Below are 12,675 nucleotides of genomic sequence, written 5' to 3' on the forward strand. Positions count from 1 at the left end.
CACTGGCCGACCCCTCGTCTTCCGCCCGCGAACGGCTATCGCAGACAACTCCACACCCGACGAGAACCCCCGGTCGATCAGCGTTGATGTCGGCCCCGCCCCGGAGCACGGAACCCCTGAACCCGGTGCACCGACCGATCGACCACCGGCACCTCACCCCGTATGCAGGTGCCAACGGACATCGACGCAGCGCAGGTCAGCGTCGGTACTTCAGCGGAACTCTCAGAACGGCCTCCGTTCCACGCTGACGACCGCGACCGCGCAAACTCAACGACCCGCGGAGCTCCGACTCCACGAGGGTCCGCACGATCTGCAGGCCGAGGCGTTCGGCGCGTTCGAGGGAGAATCCCTTGGGCAGGCCACGACCGTCATCGGAGATGACGACGTCGAGCCAACGCGCCGAACGCTCCGCCTGCACCACGACCTCACCTCCCTGGCCTTCCGGGAAAGCGTGCTCGAAGGCGTTCTGCACCAGCTCGGTCAGCACCATCACCAGCGGCGTCGCCAGCTCCGCCGACACCACCCCGAAGCGGCCCTCCCGCCGGACCTTCACCCCGGTCTCGGCCACCGCGACATCGCTCATCATCGGGATCACCCGGTCCACGACGTCGTCCAGGTCGACCCGCTCGTCCACCGACATCGACAACGTCTCGTGCACCAGAGCGATCGACGTCACCCGCCGCACCGACTCCTCCAGCGCGAGCCGCGCCTCCGCGTTGCCGGTGCGCCGCGACTGGAGCCGCAGCAGCGCGGCCACCGTCTGCAGGTTGTTCTTGACCCGGTGGTGGATCTCCCGGATCGTCGCGTCCTTCGACAGCAGCGCGCGGTCCCGCCGCTTGACCTCGGTGACGTCGCGCACCAGCACCAGCGCGCCCGCGGCCTGGCCGCGCGGGTGCAGTGGCAGCGCGCGGAAGAGCACGGTGGCGCCGCGCGCGTCGGCTTCCATCCGCAGGCTCGGCTGACCGCCGTTGGCCCGGCGAATGCGCTGCGACACTTCCTCGGCGTCGAACGGGTCGGTCAGCAGCGACCGGGTCAGCGGTGCGAGCTGCGCGCCGACCAGGTCGGACGCGTGGCCCATCCGGTGGTACGCCGACAGCGCGTTCGGGCTGGCGAACACGACGGTGCCGGAGGCGTCCAGCCGGACCAGGCCGTCCCCGACGCGCGGGCTGGTGTGCACGTCCGGCGACGGTTCCGGGGTCGGGAAGGTGCCGTCGGCGACCATCTGGCACAGGTCGGCGGCGCTGCCGAGGTAGGAGATCTCCAGCGGGCTGGGCACCCGCGGGACCGCCAGGTTCGTGTCCCGGCTGAGCACCGCGACGATGTCGTCGCCGAGCCTGACCGGGATGGTCTCGCGCCGGACCGGCACCCCGAGGTGCCAGCGCGGGTCCTCCTCGCGGCAGATCCGCCCCTCCAGCGCGGCGCGCCGCAGCTGCGGGTGTTCCTCGTAGGTCACCTCGGTGCCCACCACGTCCTCCGGGTGCGCGGTGGGCGCGGTCGTCGGCCGCGCCTGGGCCACGCAGAGGAACCGGGACTCGGGAGCGTCGTCCGGACCGACCTGCACCCACAGCAGGAAGTCCGCGAAGGACAGGTCCGACAGCAGCTGCCACTCCGCCACCACCTGCTGGAGGTGGTCGGCAGCCGTTCCGGACAGGCCGGTGTGCTCGGCCAGCAGGTCGCTGAGCGTCGACACGGATCAGCCCTCGACGACCGCGAGGAGGTCGCCCTCCCGCACCGCGTCACCGACGCGGACCGCGACCCTGCGCACGGTGCCCGCGGCAGCGGTCAGGACCGGGATCTCCATCTTCAGGGACTCGAGCACCACCAGCGGTTCACCGCCGCGCACCGAGTCGCCCTCCGCCACCGGAACCGCCGTCACGTTGGCGACCATCTCGGCGCGGACCTCCCCCCGCTTGGCCATCAGTTCCCCTCCTCGGTGCACCCCAGATCGGTGCACCCCGGACAAGCAAACCACGTGCCGGGCCACCCATCAGCGGCAGGTGGCGACATGTCAGACTGGGAGGCAAGACCCCAGCCCGAACCGGCGGTTGCGATGCTCCGCGTCCCCGCGGTGCCGGGCTGGTCGACGGAAGCCATCTGACCGACGAGGGAGTTGCCATGGGCAAGCGGGCCCGCAAGAAGAAGGACCGGCGCAAGAACAAGGCCAACCACGGCAAGCGCCCGAACAGCTGAACGGCCGCGCGACCAGCGCGCCGAACGCACAACGGCCCCGAACCACGCAGGTTCGGGGCCGTTGTGCATGTCCGGGCTCATTCCGCGGACGAGGTCTTCCGGGTGCGCACCTCGACCGAGGTGCCGTCCGGTCCGTGCTCGACGGTGACCTCGGCCTGCCGGAGCACCGTGTCGCGGATCGAAGCGCGCAACCGCTCCTTCAGCTCCGCCGGTGCGTGCTCCCCGCCGCACTTGCGGTGCAGGAGGGCCTTGATGTGCTCCTCGATGCCGTAGTGCTCCAGGCAGCTGCCGCAGTCGTCGAGGTGTTTCTGCAGCGCGGCACGCCGTTCGCGGTCGCACTCGTTGTCCAGGAACAGCCACACTTCGGCAAGCACGTCGTCACAGGAGGCGTGCTCCCGCTCGCCGTGACTCATGAAGTGCTCACCTCCCGCTCCTTGCCCTCGCGCAGGAAGCCCCGGTCCCTGGCGACATCGGTGAGCATCCCGCGCAGTTGCCTGCGGCCGCGGTGCAACCGCGACATGACGGTGCCGATCGGCGTTCCCATGATCTCGGCGATCTCCTTGTACGCGAAGCCTTCGACGTCAGCAAGGTAGACGACCATACGGAACTCTTCGGCGAGCTGTTGCAGCGCGTTCTTGACGTCGGTGTCGGGCAGCCGGTCGAGCGCCTCGACCTCGGCCGAACGCAGGCCGCTGGAGGTGTGGTTCTCGGCCTGCGCGAGCTGCCAGTCGGCGATCTCGTCGGTCGGCTGCTGCTGCGGCTGTCGCTGCTTCTTGCGGTAGCCGTTGATGTAGGTGTTGGTCAGGATCCGGTACAGCCACGCCTTCAGGTTGGTGCCCTGGGCGAAGGACTTGAACGCCGAGTACGCCTTGAGGTACGTCTCCTGCACGAGGTCCTCGGCGTCCGGCGCGTTGCGGGTCATCCGCAGCGCAGCGCCGTAGAGCTGGTCCAGCAGCGGCATCGCGTCGCGCTCGAAGCGGGCGGCGCGTTCGTCCTCGGTCTCCTCGACCTGTCCGTCTGGGGAGGCCGTCTGGTCGAGCCGCTGCTCTTCGGCAGTGTCGAGCTGCCCAGCATTCTTCGGCGGCTGGGGGGTGCTAGGCACCTGGCTCCTTTCCCGTCGCCAGGACGAGGTGACAACTGGCGACGAACCCATGCGGTCCTGCGCATGGCTCGCCTTCGAGGGTACCCGGGGCGACCCCTGCCCACCTGCGGCCGAATGCGACGCGGCCGCTGGCCGGTCGAGTACGCACGTGTTCGTCTTCTCTGCTGGCACGCCCGATCCAACGCGCCCCGCCCTGATCGTTATTCCACCCTGGTGCTTTGGCCGGCTGGTGCTTCCGGTCACGCGAACCGTACCTCCGACCCCCGACACCTCCGCCAGCGAAATTCGCCGGTCCCTAGAGTGTCGGCATGGCAGGCAAGGGCACTCCGGCCACCGCACTCCTGGCCAAGCGCAAGATCGACCACCGGGTCCACGCCTACGACCACGACCCCCGCGCCGAGTCCTTCGGGCTGGAGGCCGCCGAGCTGCTCGGCCTTCCGCCGGAGCGGGTGTTCAAGACGCTGGTCGCCGACGTGGACGGGAGGCTGGCGGTCGGCGTGGTGCCGGTCACCGGGCAGCTGGACCTCAAGGCGCTCGCCGCGGCCTGCGGCGGGAAGAAGGCGAAGATGGCCGAGATGGCCGCCGCCGAGCGCGCCACCGGCTACGTCGCGGGCGGCATCTCGCCGCTCGGCCAGAAGAAGCGCCTGCCGGTGGTGCTGGACAGCTCGGCGACCGCCTTCGACACCATCTTCTGCAGCGCGGGCAGGCGCGGGCTGGAGATCGAACTCGCCCCCGCCGACCTGGTGCGACTGCTAGACGCAGAGGTCGCCGGGATCGCGGCAGGCTAGATCGATGAACGCCGAGTCCTGATGGCCATCCTCGGCCACGACCCGCAGCTGCTCGCCCGGCGTCGAGGGCTGCCGGTCGTGGCCGACAAGGGCTACGTACCGGCTGAACTGACTGCTACCTCGCCGAGCGAGACGCCCGGCTCCTGCGACCGTCCTACCGCAACCGCGCCCCGCACCGGCTCAAACCGATCCTCGCGCTGACCTGTGCGATCCGGCACAACCGCTGGCCGGCCCATCACCCGCTCCCCGACCACCTACGACCACTGATCAATCAGGACCTAATTCGGCTAGACGTGCAGCTCGCCGTCGACGACGGTGACCGCGTTGCCGGTGAGCAGGACCCGGTCGCCGCGAACCTCGGTGCGGACCACACCCGTCCGCGCCGACACCTGCAAGCCGACGAGCCCGTCGCGCCCCAACCGCTCAGACCAGTACGGGGCCAGGGCGGTGTGCGCGCTGCCGGTCGTCGGGTCCTCGAAGATGCCTTCGGCCGGTGAGAAGAACCGCGAGACGAAGTCGTAGCCGGAGCCTTCGGCGAGCGCGGTGACGATCACGCCGCGCAGGCCCTCGCGCCGGGTCAGCTCGGCCAGCGCCGCGTCGTCGGTCGACACCGCGCGCACCGCGGCCTCGTCGGGGAGGACGGTCAGCAGGTCACCGAGCGCTCCGGTGCGCAGGGTCCGCTCCGGCCGGACGCCCAGCGCGTCGGCCAGCCCTGCCGGGATCGGCGTCTCGGTTCCCGGCGCGGCCGGGAAGTCCAGCGTGATGCCGTCCGCGGCGATGTGGGCGACGAGCACACCGCTGCGCCTGCTGTGGAACCGGACTTCGCCGTCGATCCCCCTGGCCGTCCGGAGGACGTGCGCCGTGGCCAGCGTGGCGTGCCCGCAGAGGTTGGTCTCGGCGAGCGGGGCGAACCACCGGATCGCCCAGTCCGGCCCGCTGGGCAGCGCGAACGCGGTCTCCGAGAAGTTCAGCTCCGCGGCCACCCGCTGCATCCAGGCCTCGTCCGGCCAGTCCGCGGACTCCAGCAGGCACACTCCGGCGGGATTCCCGGCGAACGGCTGATCGGTGAAGGCGTCGATGATGTGGATACGCACTCAGCCACCGTACGAAGGCCAATCATCCCGGCCCAAGAGCCAATCCCGGCTCGGTGGACTCAGTCGATCAGCCGGAGGACCCGGACCAGCCACTCCTGCGCGGCCCTGGCGACGGCGTCCACGTCGGCCTTCAGCGAGTGGTCGCCCGGGACGAGCACGACCTCCCGCTCGTGCGACGGCTCGGGCTGGCCGAACGGGTCCCGCTCGCCCTGCACGACCAGCACGGGCGCGTCGACCGCGTCGAGCTCGCCGAGCCTGCTCTTCTCCGGCTTGCCCGGCGGGTGCACCGGGAACGCCAGGCACAGCACCGCCGACGCCTCCCCCGCCTCCGCGGTCCGGCACGCCACCCGCGCCCCCGACGACCGGCCGCCGAAGATCAGCGGCAGGTCGGCGAACCAGCGCTCGCCCAGGTCCTCCGCGACCGCCAGCCACGCCGCGTCGAGCTGCTTCGCCGGAGCGGGCGCCCGGCGGCCCGCCACCCGGTACGGCTGCTCGACCAGCGCGACGTGCACTCCGGCGTCGGTCGCCGAGCGCGTGACCGCGACCAGGTCCGGAGCGGCGAGCCCGCCTCCGGCCCCGTGCCCGAGCAGCAGCGCGGCGCGGCCCTCCTCGGCGCAGTGCAGCTCGGCCCGCGCCGGGCCGTGCGGAGTGTCGACCTCGACCCTGGTCATGACTCGAACAACGCCGCTTGCTCGGCGGGCTCCGGCACGGGCTCGGCCCGTTCCATCAGCTCGGGACGGTTGTTGCGCATGTTGTTGACCTCTGTGGACACCGGGTGCAGCACGAGCTCGTCGAGCACGCCCGGCTGCGGGCTCAGCAGCTCCGGGACCTCGGTGCGCTGCGGGTCCAGCCACTCCGACCACGCCGACCGCGGCAGCACCAGCGGCATCCGGTGGTGGACGCCGGCCAGCTCGCCGACCGCGTCGGTGGTGACCACCGCGCACGTCACGAGCGGATCGCCGCTCGGCGGCCACCAGGCGGAGAACACCGCCGCCATCGCCAGGCTTTCCCCGTCGCCGCGACGGCAGAAGTAGGGCTGGCGACGCTTGTCGTCGGGCTTCCACTCGTACCAGCCGGAAGCGGGCATCAGGCACCGCCGCCGCGCGGCCGACTCGGCATAGGCGGGCTTGGTGGTGATCGTCTCCGCCCGCGCGTTGATCATCGGCGGGCCGCTGGTCGCGTCCTTCGCCCACGTCGGCACCAGGCCCCAGCGCACCGGGCGCACGCTGCGCTCCGCACCCCGCTCGACGATGATCGGCACGGTCTTGGTCGGAGTGACGTTGTAGTCCGGTTCCAGCGCGCCGTCCGTGCGGTCGACGGCGTCGAACTCACCGGCCAGCGCGGCCGGATCCTGCCGGACTGCGTATCGCCCGCACATCAGCACTCACCCTGACTAGCTGTCACGGTCCAAACCTACCGGTGCCGCGATCGGGTCAACCCGTTCGAGGAGTTCGACGCCGTTGTTGCGCACGTTGTTCACCGCCGTCGACACCGGGCGCAGCTCCAGCGACTCGACGAGGTCCTGCGGGGGCGGCCCGAGCAGGTCGGACACGTCGACGGCCTCCGGGTCGAGCCAGTGCGACCAGGCGGACGTGGGCAGCAGCAGCGGCATCCGCTCGTGGATCTCGGTCAGCTGGCCGACGGCGTCGGTGGTCAGCACCGAGCAGCTCACCAGCGGCTGCGCGTCCTCGCCCGCCTCCGGATCGCGCCAGGTCGACCAGATCCCGGCCATCGCGAGGCTGGAACCGTCCGGCGGGGTCATGAAGTACGGCTGCTTCGCGGTGCCCTCCCGCTTCCACTCGTACCAGCCGTCGGCCGGGATCAGGCAGCGCTTGCGCTTGATCGAGCTGCGGAACGCGGGCTTGCTGGTCACCGTCTCCGACTTGGCGTTGATCATCTTGCTGCCGATGGAGGCGCTCTTCGCCCAGTGCGGCACCAGCCCCCACCGCATCACCCGGACGCTGCGCTCGGTCTCGTCGTCGGAGTGGCGGGCGACCACGCTGAACACGCTCTTGGTCGGCGCGACGTTGTAGTCCGCGCCGGGAGCGGCGCTGCCGGTGGCGTCCACCGCGGCGAACTCCGCGGCCAGCTTCGCCGGATCCTTGGTGGAGGCGTACCTGCCGCACATGCCGTGGGACCTCCTGGTTTGCGCTCTCGACATCATCGTGACAGCCGCCATCCCCGCAGGCGACCCCGTGTCCGGAAGCTGTCGGCGGAGTGGGGGATCATAACGAGTATGACCCAGTTGTGGCCCGCTCCCGTCGCTTCCGGTGCGGTTGACGCGACCGTTCCCGTGCCCGGCTCGAAGTCGATCACCAACCGCGCGCTGGTGCTGTCCGCGCTCGCGGACGGACCCTCCACCCTTCGCCGCCCGCTGCGGAGCAGGGACACCGAACTGATGGCCACCGCGCTCCGCGCGCTCGGCACCCGGATCGACGACGGCCCGGACGAATCATGGCTGGTCACGCCAGGTGCGCTGAGCGGCCCGGCCGAGGTCGACTGCGGCCTGGCCGGCACCGTCATGCGGTTCCTGCCGCCGGTCGCGGCGCTGGCCGAGGGCCGGGTGCACTTCGACGGCGACCCCCGCGCCCGGGAACGCCCACTGGACACCGTGCTGAACGCGCTGCGCGCGCTCGGCGCCGATGTCAGCGGCGACGCGCTCCCGTTCGACCTCCACGGCACCGGCAAGCTCGCCGGCGGCGAGGTCACCATCGACGCCTCGGCGTCATCGCAGTTCGTCTCCGGCCTGCTGCTGTCGGCTGCCCGGTTCGAGCAGGGCGTCACGGTCACCCACGCGGGCGCGCCGGTGCCGTCGCTGCCGCACATCGACATGACCGTGTCGATGCTGCGGGACGCCGGTGTCGAGGTGGAGACCGGCGAGAACGTGTGGCGGGTCGCCCCGGGCGCCATCCGCGCGCTGGACCTGGAGATCGAACCGGACCTGTCCAACGCGACCCCGTTCCTGGCCGCGGCGGCGGTGACCGGCGGATCGGTCACCGTGCCCGGCTGGCCCCGGCGCACAGACCAGGCCGGGGACGCGATCCGCGACATCCTCGCCCGGATGGGCGCCGAGGTGCGGCTCGACGACACCGGCCTCACCGTCACCGGCCCGGCCGAGCTGGCCCCCCTCGACATCGACCTGCACGACGTCGGCGAGCTCGCACCGACCGTCGCCGCGCTCGCCGCGCTCGCCGCAGGCCGCTCGCAGCTGCGGGGCATCGCGCACCTGCGCGGCCACGAAACCGACCGGCTCGCCGCGTTGGAGCGCGAGCTCACCGGCCTGGGCGGCGCCGTCGAGCAGACCGACGACGGGCTGCTGATCGACGCCCGGCCGCTGACCGGCGGCACCTGGCTCTCCTACGCCGACCACCGGATGGCCACCGCCGGGGCCATCCTCGGGTTGAAGGTGCCGGGGGTGCGGGTGGAGGACATCGCGACCACGTCCAAGACGATCCCCGACTTCCCGGGCATGTGGTCGGCGATGCTGGAGGCCCGGATCTGATGGCGCGGCGCGGCTGGCGGGAGCTCGACGAGTCCGACGTCCGCGTCCGGCCCGGACGTCGAGGCAGCCGGCCGCGCAGCAAGCTGCGCCCCGAACACGCCGACGCCGAGGAGGCGATGGTCGTCGCCGTCGACCGGGGCCGCTGGACCTGCGCCCTCGGCGGCGACCCGGACCGGCTGGTCACCGCGATGCGGGCGCGCGAGCTGGGCCGCACGCCGGTGGTCGTCGGCGATCTGGTCGGCCTGGTCGGCGACACCTCCGGCCGGACCGACACGCTCGCCCGCATCGTCCGCGTCACCGACCGCCGCAGCGTGCTCCGCCGCACCGCCGACGACACCGACCCGTACGAGCGGATCGTGGTCGCCAACGCCGAGCAGCTGATCATCGTCACCGCGCTGGCCGACCCGCCCCCGCGCCCCGGGCTGATCGACCGCTGCCTGGTCGCCGCCTACGCGGGCGGGCTGACCCCGGTGCTGTGCCTGACCAAGTCCGACCTCGCCGAACCCGACGAGTGGATCGACGCCTACTCCTCGCTGGAACTCCCGGTGATCGTGACCAGGATGGACGCCGAACCCGACGAGCTGCGCGACCGGCTGCGCGGCCGGGTGTCGGCGCTGGTCGGCCACTCCGGCGTCGGCAAGTCCACACTGGTCAACCAGCTGGTGCCCGCCGCCGAGCGCGCGACCGGCGAGGTCAGCGGTGTCGGCAAGGGCAGGCACACGTCAACCTCGGCGGTGGCGCTCCCGCTGCCGGGCGAGGGCTGGGTCGTCGACACCCCCGGGATCCGCTCGTTCGGCCTCGCGCACGTCACCGCCAACGACGTGATCGCCGCGTTTGAGGGCTTCGCCGAAGCGGCCGAGGAATGCCCGCCGAACTGCGGTCACCTCGGCGGCTCGGACGACCCCGACTGCCACCTGGACGCCTTCGCCGAGGACGGCGGCGGCAAGGAACAGCTCCAGTCGCTGCGCCGGCTCCTGCGCTCCCGGGCCGGAATGGACGAAGCCTAAGCGCTACATCAGCTCCAGCAGGAACGGCACCTCCTGCGGCGCGTACCAGGCGAGCTCGTGGTCCTCGGCCTCCCCGAGCGTGAAGTCGGCGTCCGGATCGCCGAGGTCGGCCGCGTCGATCACCTCGGCCGCCGCCCGCACCGCGTCCTCGGCCTCCGCCGAGTCCACGTGCACGGCCGCCACGTCCTTCCACTGCACCGGACCGGCCAAGCGGACCACCGCGTGGTCGAGATCCGGTCGCAGGGTCACTTCGTCGGCGTCGGCGGACACCACGACCCGGCGCAGGTCGGTCTTCTCGCCCTCCGCCTGCTCCCCGGCGATCAGCCGCAACGACGCCCGGGCGGCCTCGCGCATCGCGGCGTACTCCAGTTCCTCGGTGTCGCCGCTCGCGTAGGACTCGCGCAACGACGGAGTCAGCGCGAACGCGGTGCCGCTGAGCGGCTGCAGTTGCTTGTCGTCGACCAGCTGCCGAAGCATACGCAGCGTGGCCGGCAGGTAAACCCTCATGCGTCGACCGTCCCGATCATCTCGTCCATTGATTCCCCGATCATCGCCGCCAGCACGTCCACGTCGGACATCGCGTCCCGATCCGCGTTGAGACCGAAGTAGACGCCACCGTCGTAGGAGGTCACCCCGATCGACAGCGTCTGGTTCTTGGCGAGCGGAACCACCGGGAACATCTCCATCATCTTCGCCCCCGCCGCGTACAGCGGCACCTGCGGACCGGGAACGTTGGTGACCAGCACGTTGAACAACCGGTCGGAGAACCCGTTGGCCACCCGCGCGCCCAACGCGTGCAACGTCGGCGGCGCGAAGCCGGACAGCTTCACCAGCGCACCGGCTGCCACGGACTGCCCGGACTCGGCGTGCGCGCGCGTCGCGTGGCTGACGTGGTGCAGCCGGACGGTCGGATTCGCTTCTCCCACCGGCAGATCCACCAGGAATGCCGACACCCGGTTGCCCACCGAACCCACCGGCAGGCTGCTGGTGTCCGGGTAGGTCTCCCGTGCCGCCTGGTCGTCGGTGCGCACCGACATCGGCACCATCGCGCGCAGCGTGGTCGATCCCGACACGGCTTCGCCCCTCGACAGCAACCAGCTGCGCAGCGCCCCCGTCACGACGGCGAGCACGACGTCGTTGACGGTGCCGCCGTGGGCGCGCCGGATGGCGCGGAGGTCTTCGAGCCGCGCTCGCGCGACCGCGAAGCGGCGCTGCCGCGAGGTCGGCCCATTCAGCGGGCCGACGGGAGCGGGCACCACCGCGGCGCGCAGCGCCGAGGCGAAGCCGCCGAGGGTGCTGGTCACCTTCTGAACTGTCGCCTGGGCGTCGACGACGGCGGCCCGGACGTTCTCCACCACCTCGCCGGGCGACTGGACCGCATCGGTCACGGCCTCCAGCACCAGCTGCACCAGGCTCGGCTCGGGATGCGGCATCCACAACTCTTCCCGCTCCGGAACCTCCGGAGTTTTCGAGACCTCCAGGATCACCTGGCCGATGTCGATCGCCCCGATCCCGTCGACCATGGCCTGGTGGGTCTTGGTGATCACCGCGACGCGGTCGTCCGACAGCCCCTCGACGAGGTAGATCTCCCACAGCGGCCGGGTGTGGTCCAGCTTGCGCGACATCAGCCGCGCAGCCAGGTCGTGCAGCTGCTCGTCGTTGCCCGGCTTAGGAAGCGCCGACCGCCGCACGTGGTAGGTGATGTCGAAGTCCTGGTCATCCACCCACACCGGACGGGCCAGACGCCCCGGCACCTGCATCACCCGCTGCCGGTAGCGCGGGACGAGCCCGAGCCTGCGGTCGATGAGCGAAAGCACACTGTCGTAGTCGAAACCGCTCCGAGGCCGCCGGAACACCGCCACCCCGCCCACGTGCATCGGCGTCGTGTGGTCCTCCAGGTACAGGAAGGACGCGTCGAGAGCGGAGAGGCGATCTGGCATGTCCGCGATATTCGCACACAATCCGGAGCGAGCGGGGCTTCCCCGAACCCGCATGTGACACTGGACGTGTGACCAGCGAAGTGTCCCCCAAAGATCGATTCGTGACCGTCTACGGACGCAAGCCGGTGCTGGAGGCACTGGCCGACTACGACCTCCGCGTGGACAAGGTGATCATCGCGGAGGGCCTGGGCGGACCGGTCATCAACGAGATCAAGGAAGCAGCCGCGGACCGGGCGGTCCGCGTGCACCGCGCGAGCGCGCACCGCGTCAAGGTCCTTGCCGGAAACGGCCGTCACGACCAGGGCGTGCTCGCCGACGTGGTGGCCCGCAAGATGCGACCGCTGGCCACCGCACTGGAAGACCCCGCCACCGCGCCCCGAACGGTCCTGCTGCTGGACGGACTCACCACTCCCGCGAACGTCGGAATGATCCTGCGCACCGCCACAGCCGCCGGAATCGACGGAATCGTGGTCCCGCACCGCGGAGTCGCCAGCCTGGATCCCCTGGTGATCAAGGCATCCGCCGGAGTCGCGTTCCACGCCCCGGTCCTGCGCTCGACAACCGCGGGAGAAGCAGCGGAACTCCTGACCGAAGCCGGCTACCCGCTCTACGCCCTGGATGCAGGCGCACCCGATTCCCTCTACGAGACGGACTTCGGTTCCCGCGCGGTCTTCGTCCTCGGAAGCGAAACCGCCGGCCTGTCCGAGGACGTGAGCACGAGAATCGCGCAGTCCCTGGCGATCCCCATGCGAGGCGGGGTCGAGTCCCTCAACGTCGCGAGCGCAGCAGCAGTCGTCTGCTTCGAACTCCTCCGCCGCAACCTCTGAAACAGCGCACAGCCTCTGCAACAACACCCAGCAAATGTCGTGGCCCCTGGCAAGCCTTTCTGCCAGGGGCCATACACAAAACGAGGGGTGTTGAGATGCGAAAAGGGGGAGTGGGGGGAAACAGTGTGTCCTGTTTCCCGCCACTCCCCTTCATTGTTGATTGTCGGCGGTGTCCTACTCTCCCACACCCTAACGAGTGCAGTACCATCGGCGCTGGAGGACTTA

General features: G+C 71.1%; 15 protein-coding genes and 1 pseudogene. 6 read left to right on the top strand and 10 right to left on the bottom strand.

The features are described 5' to 3' along the window. Positions 1-196: 196 nt before the first annotated feature. Together ABD691_RS13290 and ABD691_RS13295 are read right to left on the bottom strand one after the other, a co-directional pair. Complete coding sequence (locus ABD691_RS13290) at positions 197-1,690, bottom strand: histidine kinase N-terminal domain-containing protein (RefSeq protein WP_344679930.1); 1,494 nt, start codon at positions 1,688-1,690, stop codon at positions 197-199. 3 nt (positions 1,691-1,693) lie between these two features. Further along, positions 1,694-1,918 carry a biotin/lipoyl-binding carrier protein gene (locus tag ABD691_RS13295; protein ID WP_344679931.1) on the bottom strand — a complete coding sequence of 75 codons (225 nt, stop codon included), beginning with the start codon at positions 1,916-1,918 and terminating at the stop codon, positions 1,694-1,696. A gap of 197 nt (positions 1,919-2,115) precedes the next feature. Here ABD691_RS13295 and ABD691_RS33730 point away from each other — a divergent pair, with 197 nt between their 5' ends. After that, entirely contained in the window at positions 2,116-2,190 is a 75-nt protein-coding gene (locus tag ABD691_RS33730) for a 50S ribosomal protein bL37 (RefSeq protein ID WP_372448851.1), read from the top strand. A 77-nt stretch (positions 2,191-2,267) separates the two neighbouring features. Here the strand turns inward: ABD691_RS33730 and rsrA are convergent, their stop codons facing one another. Then, the gene (gene rsrA / locus ABD691_RS13300) at positions 2,268-2,603 is read right to left on the bottom strand and encodes a mycothiol system anti-sigma-R factor (RefSeq protein ID WP_344679932.1); all 336 of its coding nucleotides are present in this window, start codon (positions 2,601-2,603) and stop codon (positions 2,268-2,270) included. Continuing rightward, complete coding sequence (locus ABD691_RS13305; RefSeq protein WP_344679933.1) at positions 2,600-3,292, bottom strand: sigma-70 family RNA polymerase sigma factor; 693 nt, start codon at positions 3,290-3,292, stop codon at positions 2,600-2,602. The genes rsrA and ABD691_RS13305 overlap by 4 nt, the downstream gene beginning before the upstream one ends. Before the next feature lie 308 nt (positions 3,293-3,600). Here ABD691_RS13305 and ybaK point away from each other — a divergent pair, with 308 nt between their 5' ends. Next, complete coding sequence (ybaK, locus tag ABD691_RS13310; RefSeq protein ID WP_344679934.1) at positions 3,601-4,080, top strand: Cys-tRNA(Pro) deacylase; 480 nt, start codon at positions 3,601-3,603, stop codon at positions 4,078-4,080. Beyond that, positions 4,081-4,347 (top strand): annotated as a pseudogene (locus tag ABD691_RS33735) (IS982 family transposase); the annotation flags it as partial. It abuts the gene before it with no gap. Positions 4,348-4,367: 20 nt separating this feature from the next. Here ABD691_RS33735 and ABD691_RS13315 read toward each other — a convergent pair. From ABD691_RS13315 to ABD691_RS13330, 4 genes are read right to left on the bottom strand one after another with little or no spacing between them, the layout of a single operon-like run. Continuing rightward, the gene (locus tag ABD691_RS13315; RefSeq protein WP_344679935.1) at positions 4,368-5,174 is read right to left on the bottom strand and encodes a PhzF family phenazine biosynthesis protein; all 807 of its coding nucleotides are present in this window, start codon (positions 5,172-5,174) and stop codon (positions 4,368-4,370) included. 59 nt (positions 5,175-5,233) lie between these two features. Beyond that, positions 5,234-5,845 carry an alpha/beta hydrolase family protein gene (locus tag ABD691_RS13320; RefSeq protein WP_344679936.1) on the bottom strand — a complete coding sequence of 204 codons (612 nt, stop codon included), beginning with the start codon at positions 5,843-5,845 and terminating at the stop codon, positions 5,234-5,236. Then, positions 5,842-6,552 (bottom strand): SOS response-associated peptidase, encoded by a 711-nt coding sequence (locus ABD691_RS13325; RefSeq protein ID WP_344679937.1) that lies wholly within the window; start codon positions 6,550-6,552, stop codon positions 5,842-5,844. Before ABD691_RS13325 ends, ABD691_RS13320 begins: the two co-directional genes overlap by 4 nt. Positions 6,553-6,567: 15 nt before the next feature. Beyond that, a complete protein-coding gene (locus ABD691_RS13330; RefSeq protein WP_344679938.1) occupies positions 6,568-7,302 on the bottom strand; it encodes an SOS response-associated peptidase in 735 nt (244 codons plus the stop codon). Positions 7,303-7,410: 108 nt separating this feature from the next. Between ABD691_RS13330 and aroA the strand changes: the two genes are divergently transcribed. After that, positions 7,411-8,676, top strand: a complete 1,266-nt coding sequence (gene aroA / locus ABD691_RS13335) for a 3-phosphoshikimate 1-carboxyvinyltransferase (protein ID WP_344679939.1) — start codon at positions 7,411-7,413, stop codon at positions 8,674-8,676. Then, the gene (gene rsgA, locus ABD691_RS13340; protein WP_344679940.1) at positions 8,676-9,683 is read left to right on the top strand and encodes a ribosome small subunit-dependent GTPase A; all 1,008 of its coding nucleotides are present in this window, start codon (positions 8,676-8,678) and stop codon (positions 9,681-9,683) included. The genes aroA and rsgA overlap by 1 nt, the downstream gene beginning before the upstream one ends. A gap of 3 nt (positions 9,684-9,686) precedes the next feature. On the opposite strand, the gene ABD691_RS13345 is transcribed toward rsgA, so the two are convergent. Both ABD691_RS13345 and ABD691_RS13350 read right to left on the bottom strand, forming a co-directional pair. Then, positions 9,687-10,190 (bottom strand): DUF6912 family protein, encoded by a 504-nt coding sequence (locus tag ABD691_RS13345; protein WP_344679941.1) that lies wholly within the window; start codon positions 10,188-10,190, stop codon positions 9,687-9,689. After that, the gene (locus tag ABD691_RS13350) at positions 10,187-11,623 is read right to left on the bottom strand and encodes a WS/DGAT/MGAT family O-acyltransferase (protein ID WP_344679942.1); all 1,437 of its coding nucleotides are present in this window, start codon (positions 11,621-11,623) and stop codon (positions 10,187-10,189) included. The genes ABD691_RS13345 and ABD691_RS13350 overlap by 4 nt, the downstream gene beginning before the upstream one ends. A 68-nt stretch (positions 11,624-11,691) precedes the next feature. Here ABD691_RS13350 and ABD691_RS13355 point away from each other — a divergent pair, with 68 nt between their 5' ends. After that, the gene (locus ABD691_RS13355) at positions 11,692-12,450 is read left to right on the top strand and encodes a TrmH family RNA methyltransferase (RefSeq protein ID WP_344679944.1); all 759 of its coding nucleotides are present in this window, start codon (positions 11,692-11,694) and stop codon (positions 12,448-12,450) included. Positions 12,451-12,675: the final 225 nt, after the last annotated feature.

This window comes from Saccharopolyspora taberi (genome assembly GCF_039534165.1).
GTDB lineage: Bacteria > Actinomycetota > Actinomycetes > Mycobacteriales > Pseudonocardiaceae > Saccharopolyspora_D > Saccharopolyspora_D taberi.

Bases quoted from the DNA above. Each gene is read 5' to 3' on its own strand.
- ABD691_RS13350 (WP_344679942.1), bottom strand. From the start codon at position 11,623: ATGCCAGATCGCCTCTCCGCTCTCGACGCGTCCTTCCTGTACCTGGAG.
- ABD691_RS13330 (WP_344679938.1), bottom strand. From the start codon at position 7,302: ATGTGCGGCAGGTACGCCTCCACCAAGGATCCGGCGAAGCTGGCCGCG.
- ybaK (WP_344679934.1), top strand. From the start codon at position 3,601: ATGGCAGGCAAGGGCACTCCGGCCACCGCACTCCTGGCCAAGCGCAAG.
- rsgA (WP_344679940.1), top strand. From the start codon at position 8,676: ATGGCGCGGCGCGGCTGGCGGGAGCTCGACGAGTCCGACGTCCGCGTC.
- ABD691_RS13320 (WP_344679936.1), bottom strand. From the start codon at position 5,845: ATGACCAGGGTCGAGGTCGACACTCCGCACGGCCCGGCGCGGGCCGAG.
- rsrA (WP_344679932.1), bottom strand. From the start codon at position 2,603: ATGAGTCACGGCGAGCGGGAGCACGCCTCCTGTGACGACGTGCTTGCC.
- ABD691_RS13295 (WP_344679931.1), bottom strand. From the start codon at position 1,918: ATGGCCAAGCGGGGGGAGGTCCGCGCCGAGATGGTCGCCAACGTGACG.
- aroA (WP_344679939.1), top strand. From the start codon at position 7,411: ATGACCCAGTTGTGGCCCGCTCCCGTCGCTTCCGGTGCGGTTGACGCG.
- ABD691_RS13345 (WP_344679941.1), bottom strand. From the start codon at position 10,190: ATGAGGGTTTACCTGCCGGCCACGCTGCGTATGCTTCGGCAGCTGGTC.
- ABD691_RS13325 (WP_344679937.1), bottom strand. From the start codon at position 6,552: ATGTGCGGGCGATACGCAGTCCGGCAGGATCCGGCCGCGCTGGCCGGT.